Source organism: Nocardioides exalbidus (assembly GCF_900105585.1).
In the GTDB taxonomy this organism is placed as follows: Bacteria; Actinomycetota; Actinomycetes; order Propionibacteriales; family Nocardioidaceae; genus Nocardioides; species Nocardioides exalbidus.
In genome coordinates this window covers 218373-240639 of the sequence record NZ_FNRT01000002.1, presented here as the reverse complement: position 1 = coordinate 240639, position 22267 = coordinate 218373, and the positions used below count along the sequence as shown (strand labels likewise).

Below are 22267 nucleotides of genomic sequence, written 5' to 3'. Positions count from 1 at the left end.
CATGACGTCACGTCACGTTCATCAGTTCAGCAGCCACGGGGTACGGATCCGCGTAGCCTGATGACGTCCCACGATGAGGAGAACTCGGTGACTTCCCCCGCTCGCGCATGTGCCTTCGCGCTCGCTGTGCTGCTGATCGGCGCGACCCCCGCCCACGCCGCTGCCGCCCGAGAGATGCGCGGCACGACGAAGAACGACGTGATCAACGGCAACCAGAAGCCCAACCGGATCATGAGCATCGGTGGCGACGACCAGGTCCGCGGTCGCAGCGGCGACGACACGATCTTCGCCGGCAACGGCAACGACATCGTCTACGGCGACGACGGCAACGACTGGATCACCGCGCAGCCCGGCAACGACTGGGTGGCGGGCGGCCTCGGCAACGACAAGGTCGACGGCGGCCAGGGCGACGACGTCCTCTACGGCGGCGAGGGCGACGACATCATCGCCTCCAACGTGGGCGACGACGTCGCCTACGGGGAGGCCGGCAACGACATCCTCAACGGGGGGCCGGGCAACGACCGGCTCATCGGCGGCGACGGGTCCGACAAGCAGGTCGGCAACGACGGGGACGACTACATCGACGCCGGCCCCGGCGACGACGGCGCCATCCAGGGCGGTCCCGGCAACGACGTGCTGATCGACGGTCCCGGCCACGACTGGCTGATCAAGGGCGACGAGGGCGACGACACGATCTTCCTCGGCCCCGGGGCCGACAAGGTCTTCGCCGAGCAGGGCAACGACACCATCTACGTCCTGCCCGACGGCTTCGAGGACCGAATCCACTGCGACGACCCGACGCAGGGCGACAACGGCACCGCCGACCGCGTCATCTTCGTCGGCTACCGCGACCCGCTCGACGTCATCGACTACCGCGGCTCGTGCGAGATCGTCACGGTCACCACCGAGGCGCCGCCCGGCTGGCCCTACGGCGAGGTGCTGACCCGTCCGGTCGGACCGGTCATGCCGCGAACAGCAGGTACAGACCTCCGACGGTGAAGCCCACCATCGCCACCAGCAGCGGCAGCTGACCCGTCAGCTGGTGCCGCTGGGGGAGCAGCTTGATCGCGCGGTCGTGCGCCGCCACCACGCCGACGACGTGGCCCAGCGCCACCGCGAGCACCTTGGTCACGGCCAGGAACGTCGGATGTGACGAGATCCAGTAGCTGACGCCCAGGTCGGCGGTGCCGAGGTAGTTGTCGCCGCGGCTGAAGGGGTCGCTGAGCTGGATGACGACCTGCTGGCCGTACTCCACGAAGTACGACAGGTAGTGGGCCACGATGTAGCCGACGATGATCGGCACGACGGAGTGGGCGAACAGGTCGGGCAGCGCGCGCCGCGGCGTCCGGCTCGTGACACCGGTCGCCATCGTGGCCACCGTCAGGATCAGCATCACGCCGCCGGAGAAGGCGATGAGCGCGAGCGTGTCGGGGACGAGGCGGGTCGTCGAGAGCGACTGGACGAGCTTGAGCCACACGGTCGACTCGCGGAAGGAGTCGAAGGCCGTGCTGCCGAAGAGCACGCCGACGACCCCGACGAGACCGGGCCGGGCGACGAGGGTGTCGAGGTTCGCCAGCGGGCTGCGCAGCACGAGGACACCGTCGCGGCGGCCCCAGACCGACAGCTTCGCGACCAGCGACGAGTAGACCTCGAACGGGTCGGCTCGCTCGAGGAAGGCGGTGCCCCAGACGGCGGAGCCGATCAGCATGATGCCGAGGTACGCCGCAGCCCACAGGCGGACCGGACCGAGGTCGGTCGAGTAGGGGTAGACCAGCTCGAGCCACACGAAGGCGAACAGCCCGAGCGCCGCCGGCCAGTAGCCCAGCCTGGCGGGATAGGCGTACATCCCCTCGCCCTCGGGGACACCGGAGATCTTCGCGAAGAGCATGCTGATCGTCCGGGCCGGGCTGATCGCCTTGAAGAACTCGCCGAACAGCAGCGAGGCCGGGACGAGGCCGACCCAGAGCAGGACGTAGAAGGTCCCGAAGAAGGGGTTGGTCAGCGCGTCCTTGCCGAAGACGGCGGCCGCGCCGACGTAGAGGAAGAACGCCATGCCCAGCACCCGCAGCGCGATCGCGAGCGCGCGGGACGAGACCAGGCGGTCGAGCCACTCGGGTGCCTCACGACCGCTGGTCGCGGGGTCGTAGCGCGGCTCGCGCCACGCGACGGCGAGGACCGTGAACGAGATGACCAGCGCGGCGACGGCGCCGGCGATGGCGAGCTCGGACGGGATCGGGAGGTCCTTGGCCCCACCGAGCCCGTGGGCCGAGATCGAGCCCAGGGGGCTCACCTGCCCGGCGCTCAACGCACTTCGAGCTGGAGCACGACCGAGGCCGGGTCGTGGCTCTCGACCTCGACGACGCCCGGGCGGTCGATGGTGATGTCGTGCTCGGAGGTGCCCTCGTCGTAGGCGATCTCCTGCTCCGGCGTGCTGTGCACGTGGAACTCGCCCGCCTCGTCGGCGGTGACCGTCAGCTTCAGGGTCTGCCCGATCCCGAGCTCGACGCGCTCGCCGTTGGGGGTGAAGGTGTCCTTGTCGCGGGTCACCGTGACCGCGACGGCGTCGCCGTCGGCACTCGGCGTGGCGGCCGGCGGGTCGGCGTCGCTGCCACCGCAGGCGGTGAGGCCGGCGGCGAGGAGCACGACGACGGGGACGAGGCGCGCGAGACCGCGACCGGACACAGGCTTCTCCTTCAGCTATGGGGCTCTGCCAGAATCCCACGAGAGCCAAGCACGTCGACGAGAGGGCAGGCATGAGTGAGCGGAGCGAGCGAATCGTCCAGCGCAGTGTGACTCGTGCCTCGTCCGCGCACGGAGCGAAGCGAGTACGTGGATGAGTGAGCGGTTGGGTCCGCGGGACCTGGCGATCCTGGCCGCGGAGTCCCCGACGACGCCGATGCACAACGCCACCGTCGAGATCTTCGACCCGGGGGAGTCCGGCTTCGACCACGACCGGCTGGTCGACCTGATCGCCGACCGCATCGCGTTCGTGCCGCGCTACCGCCAGCGCCTCCAGCAGGTGCCGGGCCGGCTGGCGAACCCCGCGTGGGTCGACGACGAGAACTTCGACCTCGGCTACCACGTCCGCCGCTCCGCGCTCCCGCGGCCGGGGACGATGGACCAGCTGCGCGAGCTCGTGGCCCGGATCGCCTCGCGGCCGCTCGACCGCAGCCGGCCGCTGTGGGAGTGCTACTTCGTGGAGGGCCTCGAGCACGGGCACGTCGCGCTGCTCACCAAGAGCCACCAGATCCTCGTCGACGGACGCGAGACCGTCGACATCGGCCAGGTCCTGCTCGACACCTCGCCCGACCGCTCGACCCTCGGCCACGACGACGACTGGCACCCCCGGCGTACGTCAGGCCCGGTCGGCGCCGCGGTCAACGCGGTCACCGACACCTTCGAGCGCCCGAGCATCCTGTGGCGCACCGCGGTCGCCAACGCCGAGTCGCTGGGACGCCAGGCCTCTGCCACCGGCGCCCGGGTCAGCGAGGTCGCCACCGCGCTCTCCGGCCGCCGGCCGGTCCACACCGGCCCGGTCAGCCGCAAGCTGTCGCAGCAGCGGCGCTTCGTCACCGTCCGCACCGAGCTCGCCGACCACCGCCGGATCCGCGAGGTGCACGGCGGCACCGTCAACGACGTCATCCTCGCCACGATCACGGGCGGCCTGCGCGGCTGGCTGATGACCCGGGCGGAGTCGATGGGCGGGCTGAAGTCTCTCAAGGCGATCGTGCCGATGTCGGTCATCGACGACGAGCTCGAGGCGACGTCGCTGGGCACCCAGATCACCGGCCACCTCCTCCGCCTGCCCATCGCCGAGGCCAACCCGGTGCTGCGCCTGCACCAGGTGAGCTACGACCTGAAGGCCCACGGCGACAACGGGCGCGCGGTCTCCGCCCGCCGGCTGTCGGGCATCGCCGGCTTCGCGCCCACGACGTTCCACGCGCTGGGCTCCCGGCTCGCCGCCGCCGAGCTGCGCCACGGGTTCCACATCTCGATCACCAACGTGCCCGGGCCACAGTTCCCGCTCTACGCCGACGGCGCGCGGATGCTGGAGTCGTACCCCCTCCACCCGCTCCTGCCCGACCACCCCGTGGCGATCGGGGTGACGTCCTACGACGGGGGCGTCTTCTACGGCATTACCACCGACCGCGACGCGGTCGCGGACGCCGACGTGCTCGGCCAGTGCCTCCTCGAGGCGCTCGAGGAGCTGCGCGACACCGACACCCGCCCGCGCGCACCGCGTGGCCGCAAGAAGGCCGGCGCCGGACCGAAGGGGTCACGCAGATGACGCGCCGCTACCTCCCCACGACGCTGCCGCTGCTCGCCGAGGACTGGGCGGGCGAAGGCCCCCGGGTCGCCGACCCCGTCCTCGCGCCCGACGACGGGGAGGAGACGGAGTACGCCGCCCTCATGACCGCCGCGGACGCCTCCGCCGAGCTGGTGGCAGGCCTCCCCGACGGCAGCCGGCGCCGGGTCGTGGTCGTCGTCGAGACGCCCCGTCCCGACGACGGGGTGCTGTGGCGCCACGTGGTCGCCGTGCACGTCGACAGCGACGACGACGCCGAGGCGGACGACGACCTGGCGTGGTGGGCGGTGCAGGAGGTCGGTGACCTCGTCGCCTCCCTCTGATCGGCGCCTTGGAGGCGCGCGCCCGTCTCTGACACGATCACCGGCATGGACGCGATCACCTTTCCTCCGGCTCCCACCAACGAGCCGAACCTGACGTACGCACCTGGCAGCGCGGAGCGGGAGACCCTCGTGACCGAGCTGGCCAGGCTCGAGAAGAAGCAGCAGACCTTCCGCGCCGTGGTCGGCGGGAAGCGTCGCAACGGTGGCGGCGCGGAGATGAAGGTCGTCCAGCCGCACGACCACGCCCACGTGCTGGGCACGCTGAAGAACTCCACGACCAAGGACGCCGAGGCCGCGATCAAGGCCGCGAACGACGCGGCGCCGGCCTGGCGCGCGATGCCGTTCGACGAGAGGTGCGCGATCATCCTCAAGGCCGCGGACCTGCTGGCCGGACCGTGGCGCCAGACGCTCAACGCGGCCACGATGCTGGGCCTGTCGAAGACGGCGTTCCAGGCCGAGATCGACGCGGCGTGCGAGCTGATCGACTTCTGGCGGTTCAACGTCCACTACGCCAAGCAGATCCTCACCGACCAGCCGATCGCCAACAGCCCCGGCATCTGGAACCGCACCGACCACCGCCCGCTCGAGGGCTTCGTCTACGCGATCACGCCGTTCAACTTCACCGCGATCGCCGGCAACCTGCCGACCGCCCCCGCGCTGATGGGCAACACGGTGATCTGGAAGCCGTCGCCGACCCAGCAGCTCGCCGCCTCGCTGACGATGGAGCTGCTGGAGGAGGCCGGCATGCCGCCCGGCGTCATCAACATGCTCCCGGGCGACGGCCTCGACGTGTCGAAGGTGGCGCTGGCCCACCGCGACCTCGCCGGCATCCACTTCACCGGCTCCACGCCGACGTTCCAGCACCTGTGGCGCACGGTGGGGGAGAACATCACCGGCTACCGGTCCTACCCCCGCATCGTCGGCGAGACCGGCGGCAAGGACTTCATCGTCGCCCACCCCTCGGCCGACCCCGACGTGCTGCGCGTCGCGATGATCCGTGGCGCCTTCGAGTTCCAGGGCCAGAAGTGCTCGGCCGCCTCGCGCGCCTACGTCGCGAGGTCGGTCTGGGCGAAGATCAAGGACCAGCTGATCGCCGACACCGAGGCGCTCGCGATGGGTGACGTCACCGACTTCACCAACTTCATGGGTGCCGTCATCGACGACCGCGCGTTCGCCAAGCACAAGGCCGCGATCGCCCGCGCCAAGCGGCAGAAGCACCTCACCGTCCTCGCCGGCGGCCAGGTCGACGACTCGGTGGGCTACTTCGTGCGCCCGACCATCGTCGAGTCGACCGACCCGACCGACCAGATGTTCTCCGACGAGTACTTCGGCCCGATCCTCGCCGTCCACGTCTACGACGACGACCGCTTCGAGAAGGTCGTGGAGCAGATGGAGTCGTTCGCCCCCTACGCCCTGACCGGCGCGATCATCGCGCAGGACCGGGCAGCGATCGCGTGGGCCCGCAAGACGCTGCGCTTCGCGGCCGGCAACTTCTACATCAACGACAAGCCCACCGGTGCCGTCGTCGGCCAGCAGCCCTTCGGCGGCGGCCGCGCGTCGGGCACCAACGACAAGGCCGGCGCTGCGGTCAACCTGCTGCGCTGGACCTCGCCGCGCTCGATCAAGGAGACCTTCGTGCCTCCGAAGGACCACCACTACCCGCACCAGGGCTGATGCACGTGCCGGTCACGGTCCCGCTGCGCCCCCTCTGGCACATGGGTGCCCTGCACCCCGTCGAGCAGTACCTCACGCTGCTGCTGGCGTTCGGCCCGTTCGTGGTGCTCGGGATCGTGATCTGGCTGCGCTCCAAGGAGCACGACGGGGCCGAGTAGGCCCTCAGCTGAACACCGGCAGCCGTACGTCCCCGAGGTCGGCACGCTCGGCGTCGGTGGGCTCGGCGCGACCGGTGCCGACGGTGGCCACCCGCTCGTCGCCCCACCCGTCCAGCGTTCGTCCCAGGAGCTCCTCGACGACCCTCCTCGCCTCGGCCAGTCCGGAGGGGGAGGGTCGGGTGGCCCCCGGTCCGAGGTGGGCGACGAGGTCGAGGTGGTGCAGCGTCGCCTCCACCGCCAGCGTGCTGGCCAGGTCGGACGCGGTGATGGCGTGTCCCTGGGTGGCCACGACGTCGCCTGGCCCGAGGGCGGAGACCGCGTCGACGGCGGCCGCGGACGCCTCCTGCCACCGCTCGCGCAGGGCCGCGAAGCTGCGGAGACCGGCCTCCACGCGCGTGAGCCGCCGGCTCTCCTCGTCGGCCTCGGGGTCGCTGCCCCACTGGCGCCAGTAGGACACCGCGTCGCAGTCGGCCGGCCGTCGCGCCGGCGAGTGGGCCGCCACCAGTGCGCGTACGGCGTCGGCGTGCAGGTGGAGGAGCAGGTCGCGCACCGTCCAGCCCACGCACCCCGTCGGGGTCCACGCGTCGTCCTCGCCGAGGGCGCCCACCGCAGCGGCGAGCGCGGCGTAGGACCCGGCCAGCACCGTCACCGCGTCACCCGCGGGCCAGCCACTCCACGCCCACCTGGTGCTCGACGTCGAGCGCGGCGCCCACCATGTCCTTGATGAGGCCCTCGACCTTGCCGCCGACCAGCGGGATCCGCACCGAGACGTCGAGCTGGACGACCTCGCTCGTGGTGCCGCCGGACTCGGTCAACGTGAGCGTCCCCGCCGCCTCGCCGGGCTTGCCCGGGATGGCGAGGTGCACGTCGGCCGAGGTGGGCGAGGTCCAGGTCTCCTTCTGGACGATCACGATCTCGTCGCCGACGAACTTCTGGGCGAACGACGGCAGGCCGTCGCTGGAGCGCACCTGCTCGATGGTCACGTGGTCGCCGTCGATGCTCGCCGAGCCGCGGGCCACCTTCTGCCTGGCCAGCACCTCCTCGCGGAACGCGACGTCGTCGAGCATGGCCGCGACCTGCTCCGCCGTGGCGTCGTACGTCAGCGTCTTGGTGAGCTTCGTGCCCATGGTGACCACCTGCATTCCGTGTCGTCGTGGTGTGGGGACGGGGCCTGCGAACGGGCCCGGATCCGGCGTCCATCATGGCCCAACGACGGAGCCGACGCGCGGGTACGACCCCGTGTTGTGACCGTCACTGAGGGGTTCTAGTGTCGGGGCGTGGCGACTCCCGAGGAGACCAAGGACCAGCAGCTCGACGCGGCGGCTCAGGCCCGTCCCGAGTGGGGCGACCTGCTCCGCAGCTACTACCGGCACGTGGCTCCGGAGGAGGTCGGCGAGCGGTCGCCGGAGGACCTCTTCGGCGCCCTCGGCTCGCACTACGAGCACGCCGTCTCCCGCCCGCAGGGCACCGCGGCGGTCCGCGTGGTCACCCCGACGACGGCCGAGTCGGGCTGGTCGGCGGGTGGCCGCTCGGTGGTCGAGGTCGTCACCGACGACATGCCGTTCCTCGTCGACTCGGTGACGATGGAGCTGAGCCGGCTCGGGCACAACGTCCACGCCGTCATCCACCCCCAGTTCAACGTCGAGCGCGACATCACCGGCGAGCTCCAGCACGTCCACGCCCAGGAGCCCGACGCGGACTCACACGAGGGTGCCGAGTCGTGGATGCACGTCGAGATCGACCGGCTCGACGACGAGGAGGCGGCCGAGGTCACCGACGGCCTCCAGCGGGTGCTGCGCGACGTCCGCGAGTCCGTCGAGGACTGGAACAAGATGCACGCCCAGGTGCTGTCGGTCGTCGCGGACCTCGACTCCGCCCCGCCGCCGCTCCCCGCGGACGAGCTGCGGACCGGCCGTGACTTCCTGGCGTGGCTCGCCGACGATCACTTCACGTTCCTCGGCTACCGCGAGTATGTCCTCGAGGTCGACGACGCCGACCCCGACGAGTGCGGTCTCCGCGCCGTCCCCGGCACCGGCCTGGGGATCCTGCGCCACGACCAGGACCTCTCCAGCGCCTTCGCCAAGCTGCCCCCGCTCGTGAAGGCGAAGGCCCGTGAGAAGACGCTGCTCGTCCTCGCCAAGGCCAACTCCCAGGCGACCGTGCACCGTCCGGCGTACCTCGACTACGTCGGCGTCAAGACGTTCGGCCCCGACGGCGAGGTCGTCGGCGAGCGCCGCTTCCTCGGCCTCTTCTCCAGTGCCGCCTACACCGAGTCGGTCACCCGGATCCCGGTGCTGCGCGAGAAGGTGAAGGAGGTGCTCCGCCGCGCCGGCTCCGACCCGCGCAGCCACGCCGGCAAGGCGCTGATGGACACCCTCGAGAACTACCCGCGCGACGAGCTCTTCCACACCTCGCCGGCCGACCTCGCGCCGGTCGTGCAGGACGTCATGTTCGCGCGCGAGCGCCGCCAGCTGCGCGCGTTCGTCCGGCGCGACACCTACGGGCGCTACGTCTCGGTGCTCGTCTACCTGCCGCGCGACCGCTACAGCACCGCGGTCCGCGAGCGGTTCTCCGACATCCTCCGCGAGGACCTCGGCGGCGACCACATCGAGTTCACCGTGCGGCTCAACGAGTCGACGAGCGCGCGCGTGCACTTCGTCGTGCACCCGCCGAAGGGAAGGAAGATCCCCGAGATCGACGTCCCCGAGCTCGAGCACCGCCTCATCGAGGCCTCGCGCTCGTGGCGCGACGACTTCACGGCGGCGGTCGTGGCCGAGCACGGCGAGGACCACGGCGCCCAGCTCGCGCGCGCCTGGGCCGGCGCGTTCCCCGAGGCCTACAAGGAGGACTACAACCCGCAGCGGGCCTCGGCCGACCTCGGCCGGATCGAGGCGATCGAGGGCGACGAGGGGATCGACCTCGCGCTCTTCGACCAGGACGAGCAGGGCGGCGTCTACCGACGTGGCGAGTCCCGGCTCAAGATCTTCCGGGTCGGCGAGCCGCTGTCGCTCTCGACCATCCTGCCCATGCTCACGTCGATGGGCGTCGAGGTCGTCGACGAGCGGCCGTACGTCCTGAGCGGGCTGTCGCGGCCGTCCTTCATCTACGAGTTCGGGCTCCGCCACGGGCGCTCGCTGCCGCCCCACGAGCGGACGAAGTTCGCCGACGCGCTCGCCGCGGTCTGGAGCGGCTTCAACGAGATCGACGGCTTCAACCAGCTGGTCCTCGCGGCCGGGCTCACCTGGCGCCAGGCGACGGTGCTGCGGGCCTACGCGAAGTACCTCAAGCAGGGCAACTCGCCCTTCGCCCTCGACTACATCGAGGAGGCGCTGCGCAGCAACGTCGACATCACGCGGCTGCTGGTCGAGCTCTTCGAGTCGCGCTTCGACCCCGGCCGCGACCGGGTCCTCGAGGCCGACGCCGAGGCCCGGGTCGCGAAGGTCGAGGCGATCGAGGAGAAGCTCGCCAGGGCGCTCGACGAGGTCGTCAGCCTCGACCACGACCGCATCCTGCGGTCCTACCTCACCCTCGTGCGCGCCACCCTGCGCACCAACTTCTTCCAGCGCACCGCCGAGGGCGAGCTCCACCCCTACATCTCGTTCAAGCTCGAGCCGTCCGCGATCCCCGACCTGCCCGAGCCGCGCCCGCGCTACGAGATCTTCGTCTACAGCCCGCGCGTCGAGGGCTCGCACCTGCGCTTCGGCGCGGTCGCCCGCGGTGGCCTGCGGTGGTCCGACCGGCGCGACGACTTCCGCACCGAGGTGCTGGGCCTGGTCAAGGCGCAGATGGTGAAGAACACCGTGATCGTGCCGGTCGGCGCGAAGGGCGCGTTCTTCTGCAAGCAGCTGCCCGACCCGTCCGACCGCGACGCGTGGCTGGCCGAGGGCGTGGCCTGCTACAAGACCTTCATCTCCGGCCTGCTCGACATCACCGACAACCTCGTCGGCGGCGAGACGGTGCCCCCGGCCGATGTCGTACGCCACGACGGTGACGACTCCTACCTCGTCGTCGCGGCCGACAAGGGCACCGCGACCTTCTCCGACATCGCCAACGGCGTCGCGAAGGACTACGGCTTCTGGCTGGGCGACGCCTTCGCCTCCGGCGGCTCCGTCGGCTACGACCACAAGGCGATGGGCATCACCGCGAAGGGCGCCTGGGTCTCGGTCCAGCGCCACTTCCGCGAGATGGGCATCGACTGCCAGGCCGAGGACTTCACGGCCGTCGGCATCGGCGACATGTCCGGCGACGTCTTCGGCAACGGGATGCTCTGCTCGGAGCACACCCGGCTGGTCGCGGCCTTCGACCACCGCGACATCTTCATCGACCCGGCGCCCGACGCCGCTTCGTCCTACGCCGAGCGCCGCCGGCTCTTCGACCTGCCGAGGTCGAGCTGGAAGGACTACGACACCTCGCTGATCTCCGAGGGCGGCGGGGTGTGGCCGCGCACGGCGAAGTCCATCCCGGTGTCCCCGCAGGTGCGGGAGGTGCTCGGCCTGCCGTCGTCGACCACGGCGCTGACGCCCGCCGAGCTGATGAAGGCGATCCTGCTGGCGCCGGTCGACCTGCTCTGGAACGGCGGCATCGGCACCTACGTCAAGGCGTCGGAGGAGACCGACGCCCACGCCGGCGACAAGGCCAACGACGCGATCCGCGTCAACGGCGAGGACCTGCGCGCCCGGTGCATCGGCGAGGGCGGCAACCTCGGGTTCACCCAGCTCGGCCGGGTCGAGTACGCGAGGTACGGCGTCGGCGGTAGCGGCGGCCGTATGAACACCGACTTCATCGACAACTCCGCCGGTGTCGACACCTCCGACCACGAGGTCAACATCAAGATCCTGCTCGACCGCGTCGTGCGGTCCGGCGAGATGGACGAGACCGCGCGCAACGCGCTCCTCGCCGAGATGACCGACGAGGTCGGCGAGCTCGTGCTCAAGGACAACTACGAGCAGAACCTCGCCCTCGCCAACGCCGAGGCGCACGCCCCGTCGCTGCTCCACGTGCACGAGGACTGGATGCGCGCGCTCGAGCGGCGCGGGGTGCTCAACCGCGACCTCGAGGGACTGCCCACGACGCGCCAGGTCCGGCGGCGCCTCGACCGCAAGCAGGCGCTCTCCGGCCCCGAGCTCTCGGTGCTGATGGCGTGGACCAAGATCGTGCTCGCCGACGAGCTCATCGAGTCCGACCTGCCCGACGACCCCTACCTGCGCGAGGACCTGCTCGCCTACTTCCCGAGGCAGATGGTGCCCGACCTGGTCGCGGCCATCGAGGACCACCCGCTGCGCCGCGAGATCATCGTGACCCAGGTCGTCAACGACCTGGTCAACGGTGCCGGCATGACCTTCTGGCCGCGGCTCGCGGGGGAGACGGGCGCCAGCCCGGCCGACCTCACCCGCGCGAACTTCGTCGCCCGCGAGATCTTCGGCTCGCTCGCGCTGCGCCAGGAGATCGCCTCCCTCGACAACGAGGTGCCCGCCGAGCGGCAGACCCGGATGCGGATCGAGATGCGCACGCTCGTCGAGCGCGCCTCGCGCTGGCTGGTCTCCAACCGGCGCCCGCCCCTCGACTCGATCGCGACAGTCGAGTTCTTCCAGTCCCGGGTGCAGACGGTCATGGCCGCGCTGCCCGGCATCATGAGCGGGCGCGAGCTCGACGACTACCTGGCCCGGCAGAAGCGGCTCACCGACGCGGGCATCGGCGACGACCTCGCCTCGCGCGTCGCGGTGCTGTCGCCGGCGTACGCCCTGCTCGGCATCGTGGAGACCGCCGACCGCCTCGACCTCGACCCGGTCGCGGTGGCGCGCGTCCACTTCGCGCTGGGGGAGCGGCTGGGCCTGCCCGCCCTGGTCGAGCGGATCTTCGCCCTGCCGCGCGACGACCGCTGGCAGACGATGGCCCGCGCCGCGGTGCGCGACGACCTCTACGGCGTGCACCAGCAGCTCACCGCCCAGGTCCTCGAGTCGACCAGCGCCGACGACGCGGCACCCGCCCGGGTGGCCGCGTGGGAGGACGCCGACGAGGAGCTCATCGGCCGCTCGGCCGCGACCCTCGAGGAGATCTGCCGCGAGGAGACCGCCGAGCTCGCGCGCCTGTCGGTCGGCCTGCGCGTGGTCCGCGGCCTGCTGTCCTGATCCGTCGCCCGGAGGGCGGTCAGAGCAGCAGGACCGCGGCCACGATGCCGGCCGCCACGACGGACCACCGGAAGACGCCGTCGGGCAGCTTGCGGCCGATGCGGGCACCGACGTAGCCGCCCACGAGCGAGCCGGCGGCGAGCAGTCCGGCGACGTCCCAGCGCGGGTCGGCGACGACGACGAAGATCAGCCCGGCGACGATGTTGCCGACCATCAGCGACAGCGTCTTGAGGCCGTTGACGATGCGCAGCTCGAGGTCGGTGCCGAGTCCGAGGACAGCCACCATCATCACGCCCGCGCCGGCGCCGAAGTAGCCGCCGTAGACACCGGTGACCGTCGCGAAGAACGTCGTGGTGGGGGACATGTGGCGGCGCTCGGCGAGCTGCTCGCCGTGCAGGCGCTCGTGGCGGGCCCGCAGCCAGGCCGCGACGCGCGGCTGGATGCCGACCAGCAGGCAGGTGAAGAGGATGAGGAACGGCACGATCGTCTCGAAGACGCCCGGCGGGAGGCCGAGCAGCAGGGCAGCGCCGAGCACTGCACCGACGGCGCAGACCAGCATGATGATCCAGGCGATCCGACCGGCTTCCCGGACCTCCTCGCGGTAGCCGACGACGCCGCCGACGCCGCCGGGGATGAGGCCGAGGGTGTTGGACACGTTGGCCACCACCGGCGGCAGCCCGAGCCCGACGAGGACCGGGAAGCTCAGCAGCGAGGCGACGCCGACCGTGGAGGAGAGCACGCCGGCGCCGAACCCGGTCACCAGGACCAGCAGCGCCTCGAGTGCGGTCACGGCTGCTCGCGCAGCAGGGCGACGTCGCTGACCATCGCCACGTGGGCGTGCATGGCCTCGGACGCGGCCTCGGGGTCACCGGCGCGGATCGCCTCGGCGATCGCGCGGTGCCCGGCCAGCGAGTCCTGGGGGCGGCCCGGCTGGCCGAGCGACTCGATCCGGGTCTCCTTGATGAGGTCGCCGATCTCGTCCATCAACCGGGCCAGCAGCAGCGAGTGCGAGGCCGCGGTGACGGCGCCGTGGAAGCGCTCGTCGCCCTCGACGCCACGACCTCCCGCCTCGATGTCGGCGGCCATGGAGGCGAGCGCGTCGTCGATGCGGGCGAGGTCGTCGTCGGTGCGGCGGGCGGCGGCGAGCGCGGCGATCTTGGTCTCGAGCGCGTCGCGGGTCTCGATGATCTCCGGGAGCCGGTCGGCGTGGCTGCGGATCGCCTCGACGATGCGGGTCGACTGCTGCTGGCGCTCGGTCACGACGGTCCCGTCGCCGTGGCGTACCTCCACGACCCCCACGACCTCCAGCGCGACGAGCGCCTGGCTCAGCGTGGCGCGGCTGACGCCGAGGCGCTGGGCCAGCTCGCGCTCGGGCGGCAGCTTGTCGCCGGCCCGCAGCCCGTTGTCGTCGATCCACGCGGAGATCTGGCCGGCCACCTGCTCGTAGAGGCGGGTGCGCAGCAGCCGCGGGGGGAACGAGTCGGACATGAGCACACACTATTGACTACCGGCTCATTGTCCTATTGGCTAGGCCACTGAGCCAACTGTGACGAGGACCACCCCCCGATCCCCGCGCCCGGCTCTCGACTCTGGAAGCTCGGAGGTTCGTCATGGGTCCGGAATGGATCGCGATCATCGCCCTGGTCGCCTTGTTCGTGGTCGGCACACTGCTGCCGATCAACATGGGAGCGCTGGCCTACGTCGCCGCGTGGCTCGTCGGGATGTACTCCCTCAACCTCGACGAGAAGGAGATCCTCGCCGGCATCAGTGCCGACCTGGTGCTGACGCTCATCGGCGTCACCTATCTCTTCGCGATCGCACGGCAGAACGGCACGGTCGACCTGATCGTGCGAACAGCCGTGGCCTCCGTCGGCGGCCGCGTGGCCCTGATCCCGTGGGTGATGTTCGCGGTCACCGCCGTGATCACCGCCATCGGGGCCGCGAGCCCCGCGGCGTGCGCGATCATCGGCCCGATCGCCCTCGGCTTCGCCGGGCGCTACGGCATCAGCCCGCTGATGATGGGCATGTTCGTCGTCCACGGTGCCCAGGCGGGTGGCTTCTCGCCGATCTCGATCTACGGCACGATCACCAACTCGGTGATGGAGGACGCCGGCATGGGCGCCTCGCACATGACGATCTTCCTCTCCAGCCTGCTGGTGAACACCGTGATGGCGGCCATCCTGTTCATCGTGCTCGGCGGCCGGAAGCTGATGAAGCTGCGGATGGACGGCGAGGGCGAGCTCGTCATGGCCGGTGGTGGAACCGTCGCCGCCGGGTCCGGAACCGGTGGTACGACGCGTCGCGACCGCACCGACGCGCAGTCGGCCACCGGCGCGAGCCCGAGCACCGGGACCCCCAACCCGGGCGATGCCGGCACCACGCTCGAGCACACCCTGACGCTGCTGGCCTTCGTCGCCGTGGCCGTCGTCGCGCTGGTCTTCGACAAGAACATCGGCTTCGCCGCGATCACCGCTGCCGTCGTGCTCTCGATCCTCACGCCGAAGGCCTACAAGGACACCGTCAAGCAGATCGCCTGGCCGACCGTGCTCCTCGTGGCCGGCGTCAGCACCTACGCCACGATCCTCACCACCGCCGGCTCCCCGGAGTTCGTCGGCAAGTGGGCCGCCGGGCTCGGTGCGGCCGCCATCGGCGCGCTGATCCTCTGCTACGTCGGCGGCATCGTGTCGGCGTTCGCCTCCTCGACCGCCCTGCTGCCGGTGATCATCCCGATCGCCATCCCGCTGGTCGCCGAGGGTGGCCTGTCCGCCGGGCTCTTCGTCGCCGCGCTCGCCGTGAGCTCGACGATCGTCGACGTGAGCCCGTTCAGCACCAACGGCGCGCTGATGCTGGCCAACCGGCCCGACAACATCGGCGAGACCACCTACTACAAGCAGATCCTCGGCTACGCCGCGATCGTGACCCTCGTCGGCCCGCTGCTCGTGTGGGCCGCCCTCGTACTCCCCGGATGGTGAACAACAACATGACCGGTCCTCTCTCCGACCTCCTCGTCGTCGACCTCACCCGCGCGCTCGCGGGCCCGCACGCCACCCAGATGCTGGGCGACCTGGGCGCCCGCGTCGTCAAGGTGGAGGCGCCGGGCTCCGGCGACGACACCCGCGGCTGGGGCCCGCCGTTCGTCGGCGAGCCCGACGCCCGCCAGTCGACGTACTTCCTCTGCACCAACCGCAACAAGGAGTCCATCGCGCTCGACCTCAAGGACGAGGGCGACAAGGCGGTGCTCCTCGGACTCGTCGACCGCGCCGACGTGCTGGTGGAGAACTTCCGCACCGGCGTGCTCGAGCGGCTCGGCCTCGGCATCGAGGAGCTGATGCGCCGCAACCCGCGGCTGGTCGTCCTCTCCATCACCGGCTTCGGGCACGACGGGCCCGAGGGCGGCCGCGCCGGCTACGACCAGATCGCCCAGGGCGAGGCCGGGCTGATGTCGCTGACGGGCTCGGGTCCCGACGACCCCCAGCGCGTCGGCGTACCGATCGCCGACCTGCTCTCCGGGATGTACGGCGCCTACGGCATCCTCGCCGCGCTCCACGAGCGGGCCTCCACGGGCAAGGGCCAGGTCGTGCGTACGTCGCTGCTCGCGTCCGTCGTCGGCGTGCACGCCTTCCAGGGCACCCGGTGGACCGTGGCCGGCGAGGTCGGCCGGGCGCAGGGCAACCACCACCCCTCGATCGCGCCCTACGGGCTGTTCCGCTGCCGCGACGGTGCGGTGCAGATCGCGCTCGGCAGCGAGGGCCTCTGGAAGAAGTTCTGCGCAGGCTTCGGGCTCGACCCCGATGCCGAGGGACTCGCCACCAACAGCGAGCGGGTCGCCGTCCGCGAGCGCGTGATCGAGGTCGTGGAGGAGGTCTTCGCCGACTGGGACTCCGAGCCGCTGCTCGCGCGCCTGGCCGAGGTCGGCGTGCCGGCCGGCAAGGTCCGCACGCTCGACGAGGTCTACGAGTGGGACCAGGTCGCCAGCCAGGGGCTGCTCGTCGACGTCGAGCACCCGACGCTGGGCGGGCTCACGCTGCCCGGCCCGCCCCTGCGGTTCTTCGACGCGACCGGCGACGAGGTGACCCGCACCGACCACACCGCGCCGCCGCTGCTCGACCAGCACTCCGAGTCGATCCGCTCCTGGGTGTCGTCCGGGGGCAGCCGGTGACCAAGCGCTGGACCGCCCACGAGCTGCTCGACCTGGTCTTCGACGAGGGCTCGTTCGTCTCCTGGGACGAGCCGATCGACCTGTCGTACGCCGACTCCTCGCCCGACCCCGGCTACCGCGCCGCCCTCGAGGCGGCCGCCGAGAAGGCGGGCACCGACGAGTCGGTGCTCACCGGCCAGGGCGAGGTCCGTGGCAGGCCGGTCGCGGTGGTGGTCAACGAGTTCCGCTTCCTCGCCGGCTCGATCGGCCGGGTCGCCGCGGACCGGATCACCTCCGCCGTCCGGCGTGCCACCGCCGAGGGCCTGCCCCTCATGGCCAGCACCGCGTCGGGCGGCACCCGGATGCAGGAGGGCACCCCCGCCTTCGTGCGGATGGTCGAGATCTCCCGCGCGCTCATGGACCACCGGGCGGCCGGCCTGCCCTACCTCGTGCACCTGCGCCACCCCACCACCGGCGGCGTCTACGCCTCGTGGGGCTCGCTCGGGCACGTCACCGTCGCCGAGCCCGGAGCGCTGGTGGGCTTCCTCGGGCCGAAGGTCTACGAGGGCCTCCACGGCCGGCCGTTCCGCCCGGGCGTCCAGGTCGCGGAGAACCTCGCCGCCACCGGCGTCATCGACGGCGTCGTCCCCGCCGAGCAACTCCCCGAGATGCTCGACCAGGCCCTCGCCGTGCTCGTGGACGGCCCCGGCCCCGGCCGGTTGACCGCGCGGGAGCCGCTCCCGATCGGCGACCACCCCGCGTGGGACAGCGTCGAGCGCACCCGGCGTACGGACCGGGTCGGCGTGCGCGACCTCCTCGCCCACGGCGCCACCGGCACCCTGCAGCTGCGCGGCACCGACGAGGGCGAGCGCGACTCGACGGTCCTGGTCGCCCTGACCCGCCTCGACGACCAGCCGTGCGTCGTCATCGGCCAGGACCGCTCGCGCCAGACGCCCGGGCACGCGATGGGGCCCGGCGCGCTGCGCGAGGCCCGGCGCGGGATGCGCCTGGCCCAGGAGCTGGGGCTGCCGCTGGTCAGCATCATCGACACCCCCGGCGCCGAGCTCTCCCCCGAGGCCGAGGAGCGCGCCATCGCCGGCGAGATCGCGCGGTGCATCGCGACCCTCACCACGATGAGCGTGCCGACGGTGTCGGTGATCCTCGGCCAGGGCTGCGGGGGAGGGGCGCTCGCCTTCCTGCCCGCGCGCACCGTCGTCGCGACTGAGCACGCGTGGCTCTCCCCGCTCCCGCCGGAGGGCGCGAGCCTGATCGTGCACGGCGACGTGACGCACGCGCCCGAGATGGCCTCCCGCCAGCACATCCGGGCGACCGACCTCCTCGCCGACGGCGTCGTCCAGCACGTCGTGCCCGAGGTCGACGGCGAGTCGCCGGCCGACCTCGCGGTTGCGGTGGCCGCCGAGATCGGGGCCCGGCTGCGCTCGCTCAGCGCCTGATCCGGTGTGGAGCGGTGAGTGAGCCACATTCCACGAGTCGGGAATGTGGGTCACGCACCGCTGGGCGGCGTGTCGTTGCGCGGCCCGGACGAGGCGGTGTCACAGCCACATCCGGCGCTCTCGGAATGTGGCTCACTCACCGCCCGCAGCAGGAGTACGACGACCGCGCGCCGGCGGCAGGCTCAGCTGGCCTTCTTCGCCGCGGCCTTCTTGGAGGTCGACTTCTTCGCGGCCGACTTCTTGGCGGCGGTCTTCTTGGCGGCGGTCTTCTTGGCGGCCGTCTTCTTCGCCGGGGACTTCTTGGCCGCCGACTTCTTGGCCGCGGGCGCGTCGGAGTCGTCCGACTCCTCGCCACGCGCGGTCTTCGCCGCAGCGACGGACTTCTGGAGGGCGGCGAGCAGGTCGACGACCTCGCCGGAGGTCTTGGTCGAGGTCTCGGTGCGCTTGATCTCGCCACCGTCGATCTTGGACTTCACGAGCGCCTCGACGGCGCCGGCGTAGTCGTCCTCGAACTCGGAGGCGTCGAAGTCGCCGGCCAGCGTCTCGACGAGCATGTGGGCCATCTTGACCTCCTGCGGCTTGGCGTCGTCGACCTCGACCTTGAAGTCGGGGACGCGCACCTCGTCGGGCCACATCATGGTCTGGAGCACGATGACCTCGCCGGCCTCGGTCTCGCGCACGCGCAGCACCGCGATCGTCGTCCGCTGGCGCAACGCCACCGTCACGACCGCCATCCGGTCGGCGTCCTTGAGGGCCTGGCGCAGCAGGGCGTAGGGCTTGGCGCCCTGGCCCTCGGGCTCGAGGTAGTAGGACTTCTCGAAGAGCAGCGGGTCGATCTGCTCGCGCGGCACGAACTTCTCCACGGCGATCTCGCGCGACGACGTCGACGGCAGCTCGGCCATGTCGTCGTCGGTGAGGATGACCATCTCGCCGTCCTCGGTCTCGTAGCCCTTCGCGATGTCGGCGTAGGCCACCTCCTCGCCGTCGAGGGAGCAGACGCGCTGGTACTTGATCCGGCCGCCGTCCTTGGCGTGGACCTGCCGGAAGGACACGTCGTGGCTCTCGGTGGCGGCATACAGCTTCACCGGCACGCTGACCAGGCCGAAGGAGACCGCGCCCTTCCAGATCGCTCGCATGCGACGACGATATCCCTCCGCGCCGACACAGGGGACCGGCGACGAGGACCTGATTGACTGCAGCTGTGCGCCCGATGCTCGCCAGCAAGACCGACCGCGTGCCGACCGGCGCGCAGTGGCTGCACGAGGTCAAGTGGGACGGCGTGCGCGTGCTGGTCGACGTCCGCGACGGCGTGGCGCGGATGACGAGCCGCAACAACAACAACGTCACCGCCGCGTGGCCCGAGCTGAGCGCCCCGCCGCTGGGGACGCGCGACCTGATGGTCGACGGCGAGGTCATCGCCCTCAACGAGCGCGGCGTCCCCGACTTCCGAGTCCTGCAGCACCGCATGCACCTGCGCAACACCACGGAGGTCGCGCGCCTGGTGAAGACGGTCCCGGCCACGCTGATGGTCTTCGACCTGCTGCGCCTCGACGGCGAGGACCTCACCGGCCGCCCGCTCGAGGAGCGTCGCGCCCTGCTGGAGGAGCTCCCGCTCGCCGAGTCGACCTGGCAGGTGCCACCGGCCTACGACGACGGCGACATGCTGTTCGACGCCACCCTCGCCCAGGGGCTCGAGGGGGTGGTCAGCAAGCGCCGGACCTCGCGCTACCGCTTCGACCAGCGCAGCGAGGACTGGCGCAAGCTCGCCCACCGCCACCGCGGCTCGTTCGTCGTGGGCGGCTGGCGCCCCCAGGTCGGTACGACGCACCGGCTGGCCGCGCTGCTCGTCGGCGAGCAGACCCCCGACGGCCTGCTCTACCGCGGACGTGTCGGCAGCGGCATCGCCGGCGCGACGGCCACCCGGCTCGCAAGCCTCCTCGCCCCGCTGAGCAGCGACACGAACCCCTTCGCCGACGAGGTCCCGCGTGTCGACGCCGACGGCACCTTCTGGGTCGAGCCGCGCGTCGTGGTCGACATCGACACCCACGGGCTGGGCTACGAGCGGCTCCGCCAGCCGTCCTTCCAGGGCGTCCGGGACGACCTCTCCCCGGAGGACCTCGCATGAGCCCGACCAACGAGGTCCACGTCGACGTCGAGGGCCGCACGCTGACGATCAGCAACCTCGACAAGGTGCTCTACCCGCGCACCGGCACCACGAAGGGCGAGGTGCTCAACTACTACGCCCAGGTCTCGCCGGTGCTGCTGCCGCACCTGGAGGACCGCGCCGTCACCCGCATCCGCTGGCCCCACGGGGTCGAGGGGTCGAGCTTCTTCGAGAAGAACGCTCCCGCCGGCACGCCGTCGTGGGTGCGTACGGCCACCGTCTCCACGACCGGCTCGCGCACCGGCAAGGGCGACGGCACGCTCCGCTTCCCGATCTGCGACGACCTCGCCACGCTGACCTGGATGGCCAACCTCGCCGCGCTCGAGCTGCACGTCCACCAGTGGACGGTCGACGCGAGGGGGAGACCGCGCAAGCCCAACCGCCTCGTCATCGACCTCGACCCGGGCGAGCCTGCCGGGTTGCACGAGTGCGCGCAGGTCGCGCTGATGGTCCGCGATGCGCTGGCCGAGCGCGACCTGGGGTGCACTCCGGTCACGAGCGGCAGCAAGGGCCTCCACCTCTACGCCGCGCTGCCCGACACCGGGCGGAAGTCGCTCGACAGCGACGGCACGACCGCACTGGCGAAGGAGGTCGCCGAGGAGCTGCAGAAGGAGCACCCCGACCTCGTCACCGCGACCATGACCAAGGCGAAGCGCCCGGGGAAGGTCTTCCTCGACTGGTCGCAGAACTCCGGGTCCAAGACCACCGTCTCGCCGTACTCCCTGCGCGGGCGCGACAAGCCGACCGCCGCCACCCCGCTCACGTGGGAGGAGGTCGAGGAGGGCGCGGAGGACGACCTCGCGCTCGACCAGTTCACCTTCGACCAGGTGCTGGAACGGGTCGCCGAGCTCGGCGACGTGTTCGGGGCCTGACGCGCCTGGTGTGGTCCGCCTGCCCGATCGTGCCCGGACACGCCCGAATGCTGGACAGCGATTGTCAAGGATTTTCGAAGGCACCGTGGACTGCCCGGTCGTGTCCGAAGGTGCCCGGATTCTTCGAATCTTTTGCCCTGCGTGACCGCTTTGAGGGTCTCTCGTGGATCTGGAAAACGCACTCTTTACCCATGTCCCGCATCCTGCTGATCCCCATCGCGGTGATCCTTGCTGCCGGCGGCGTCGTTCTCGGGCCCGGCGAGGACACCCCCGCCTCGCCGGCCCAGACGAGCATCACCCCGCTGGGCGACTCGGGGATTCACGCCACCAACCGCTGACCCGCCCTCTATGCTCAACGGCATGGCGCACGACGTACTGGTGGTTGAGGACGAGGAAGACATCGCCCTCCCGCTGATGCGCACCCTGGAACGTGAGGGCTACGAAGTCAGTCGAGTCTCGGGTGGAGCAGAAGCGGTGAGCTTCGTGATCGACGAAGGGCCGGCAGTCGTCATCCTCGACCTGGGCCTTCCCGACATGGACGGGATCGACGTCTGTCGCCAGATGCGATCTGATGGATATCTGGGCGGAATCATCATGGTGACCGCCCGCGCCGGTGAGCTCGACCGCGTCGTCGGCCTCGACGTCGGCGCCGACGACTACCTCGCGAAGCCGTTCGGTCTCGCCGAGCTCCTCGCGCGCGTGCGCGCACTGCTGCGGCGCAGCGCCCTGATCCCGGCCGACGACACCACCGTGACGACCTCCTCGGGCCTCAAGATCGACGCGGCGTCGCGCCGCGTCCACCTGGGCGAGCGGGAGATCGCGCTGACCGCGAAGGAGTTCGACGTCCTCGCGGTGCTCGCGTCCAACCACGACAAGGTCGTGCCGCGCGAGACGCTGATGAACCAGGTCTGGGACCAGAACTGGTACGGCTCGACGAAGACGCTCGACGTCACGATCGGGCGCCTGCGCAGCAAGCTCGAGGCCGCCGAGGCAGGCGAGCGCGTGGTCGCGATCCGGGGCGTCGGCTTCCGGCTCGAGACCGGCTCCTGA

20 protein-coding genes are annotated in these 22267 nt (G+C 71.3%); 13 read left to right on the top strand and 7 right to left on the bottom strand.

What is annotated here, in order from left to right; genetic code table 11:
• Window positions 1-87: 87 nt before the first annotated feature.
• Entirely contained in the window at window positions 88-999 is a 912-nt protein-coding gene (locus BLV76_RS01550; protein WP_175539525.1) for a calcium-binding protein, read from the top strand.
• Here the strand turns inward: BLV76_RS01550 and BLV76_RS22330 are convergent.
• Complete coding sequence (locus tag BLV76_RS22330) at window positions 962-2290, bottom strand: hypothetical protein (RefSeq protein ID WP_090967546.1); 1329 nt, start codon at window positions 2288-2290, stop codon at window positions 962-964. The genes BLV76_RS01550 and BLV76_RS22330 overlap by 38 nt on opposite strands.
• A gap of 11 nt (window positions 2291-2301) precedes the next feature.
• Window positions 2302-2682, bottom strand: coding sequence for a DcrB/PsbP domain-containing protein (locus BLV76_RS01540; RefSeq protein WP_090967545.1), 381 nt, complete (start codon window positions 2680-2682; stop codon window positions 2302-2304).
• A gap of 151 nt (window positions 2683-2833) precedes the next feature.
• On the opposite strand from BLV76_RS01540, the gene BLV76_RS01535 reads away from it, so the two are divergent.
• The 4 genes from BLV76_RS01535 to BLV76_RS22325 are packed head-to-tail and all read left to right on the top strand — an operon-like array spanning window position 2834 to window position 6461.
• Window positions 2834-4288: a WS/DGAT/MGAT family O-acyltransferase gene (locus tag BLV76_RS01535; protein ID WP_090967544.1), complete on the top strand. Its 1455-nt coding sequence runs from the start codon at window positions 2834-2836 to the stop codon at window positions 4286-4288.
• Window positions 4285-4629 (top strand): DUF6912 family protein, encoded by a 345-nt coding sequence (locus BLV76_RS01530; RefSeq protein ID WP_090967543.1) that lies wholly within the window; start codon window positions 4285-4287, stop codon window positions 4627-4629. The genes BLV76_RS01535 and BLV76_RS01530 overlap by 4 nt, the downstream gene beginning before the upstream one ends.
• 45 nt (window positions 4630-4674) lie before the next feature.
• The gene (gene pruA / locus BLV76_RS01525) at window positions 4675-6303 is read left to right on the top strand and encodes an L-glutamate gamma-semialdehyde dehydrogenase (RefSeq protein WP_090967542.1); all 1629 of its coding nucleotides are present in this window, start codon (window positions 4675-4677) and stop codon (window positions 6301-6303) included.
• Between the two features lie 5 nt (window positions 6304-6308).
• A complete protein-coding gene (locus BLV76_RS22325; protein WP_175539524.1) occupies window positions 6309-6461 on the top strand; it encodes a hypothetical protein in 153 nt (50 codons plus the stop codon).
• A 4-nt stretch (window positions 6462-6465) separates the two neighbouring features.
• Here the strand turns inward: BLV76_RS22325 and BLV76_RS01520 are convergent, their stop codons facing one another.
• On the bottom strand, window positions 6466-7110 hold the full coding sequence (locus BLV76_RS01520) for a maleylpyruvate isomerase N-terminal domain-containing protein (RefSeq protein ID WP_217630229.1): 645 nt from the start codon (window positions 7108-7110) through the stop codon (window positions 6466-6468).
• 4 nt (window positions 7111-7114) lie between these two features.
• The gene (locus BLV76_RS01515) at window positions 7115-7588 is read right to left on the bottom strand and encodes a DUF2505 domain-containing protein (RefSeq protein ID WP_175539523.1); all 474 of its coding nucleotides are present in this window, start codon (window positions 7586-7588) and stop codon (window positions 7115-7117) included.
• 150 nt (window positions 7589-7738) lie between these two features.
• On the opposite strand from BLV76_RS01515, the gene BLV76_RS01510 reads away from it, so the two are divergent.
• A complete protein-coding gene (locus BLV76_RS01510) occupies window positions 7739-12589 on the top strand; it encodes an NAD-glutamate dehydrogenase (RefSeq protein ID WP_090967540.1) in 4851 nt (1616 codons plus the stop codon).
• A gap of 19 nt (window positions 12590-12608) precedes the next feature.
• Here BLV76_RS01510 and BLV76_RS01505 read toward each other — a convergent pair whose 3' ends face one another.
• The gene (locus BLV76_RS01505; protein ID WP_090967539.1) at window positions 12609-13379 is read right to left on the bottom strand and encodes a sulfite exporter TauE/SafE family protein; all 771 of its coding nucleotides are present in this window, start codon (window positions 13377-13379) and stop codon (window positions 12609-12611) included.
• Window positions 13376-14077, bottom strand: coding sequence for a FadR/GntR family transcriptional regulator (locus BLV76_RS01500; RefSeq protein WP_090967538.1), 702 nt, complete (start codon window positions 14075-14077; stop codon window positions 13376-13378). The genes BLV76_RS01505 and BLV76_RS01500 overlap by 4 nt, the downstream gene beginning before the upstream one ends.
• 122 nt (window positions 14078-14199) lie before the next feature.
• Here BLV76_RS01500 and BLV76_RS01495 point away from each other — a divergent pair, with 122 nt between their 5' ends.
• Genes BLV76_RS01495 through BLV76_RS01485 form a run of 3 tightly spaced genes read left to right on the top strand, consistent with a single transcriptional unit; the run spans window position 14200 to window position 18181 of the window.
• Window positions 14200-15561 (top strand): SLC13 family permease, encoded by a 1362-nt coding sequence (locus tag BLV76_RS01495; protein WP_090967537.1) that lies wholly within the window; start codon window positions 14200-14202, stop codon window positions 15559-15561.
• Between the two features lie 8 nt (window positions 15562-15569).
• Entirely contained in the window at window positions 15570-16748 is a 1179-nt protein-coding gene (locus tag BLV76_RS01490; RefSeq protein ID WP_090972186.1) for a CaiB/BaiF CoA transferase family protein, read from the top strand.
• On the top strand, window positions 16745-18181 hold the full coding sequence (locus BLV76_RS01485; RefSeq protein WP_090967536.1) for a carboxyl transferase domain-containing protein: 1437 nt from the start codon (window positions 16745-16747) through the stop codon (window positions 18179-18181). Before BLV76_RS01490 ends, BLV76_RS01485 begins: the two co-directional genes overlap by 4 nt.
• Window positions 18182-18363: 182 nt before the next feature.
• Here the strand turns inward: BLV76_RS01485 and ku are convergent, their stop codons facing one another.
• On the bottom strand, window positions 18364-19317 hold the full coding sequence (gene ku / locus BLV76_RS01480) for a non-homologous end joining protein Ku (protein WP_090967535.1): 954 nt from the start codon (window positions 19315-19317) through the stop codon (window positions 18364-18366).
• 53 nt (window positions 19318-19370) lie between these two features.
• Here ku and ligD (BLV76_RS01475) point away from each other — a divergent pair, with 53 nt between their 5' ends.
• From ligD (BLV76_RS01475) to BLV76_RS01465, 4 genes are all read left to right on the top strand, one after another.
• Window positions 19371-20306 (top strand): non-homologous end-joining DNA ligase, encoded by a 936-nt coding sequence (ligD, locus tag BLV76_RS01475; RefSeq protein ID WP_245734494.1) that lies wholly within the window; start codon window positions 19371-19373, stop codon window positions 20304-20306.
• A complete protein-coding gene (gene ligD, locus BLV76_RS01470; protein ID WP_090967533.1) occupies window positions 20303-21217 on the top strand; it encodes a non-homologous end-joining DNA ligase in 915 nt (304 codons plus the stop codon). Before ligD (BLV76_RS01475) ends, ligD (BLV76_RS01470) begins: the two co-directional genes overlap by 4 nt.
• A 191-nt stretch (window positions 21218-21408) precedes the next feature.
• Window positions 21409-21555: a hypothetical protein gene (locus BLV76_RS22320; protein WP_175539522.1), complete on the top strand. Its 147-nt coding sequence runs from the start codon at window positions 21409-21411 to the stop codon at window positions 21553-21555.
• A gap of 22 nt (window positions 21556-21577) precedes the next feature.
• Complete coding sequence (locus tag BLV76_RS01465; RefSeq protein ID WP_175539521.1) at window positions 21578-22267, top strand: response regulator transcription factor; 690 nt, start codon at window positions 21578-21580, stop codon at window positions 22265-22267.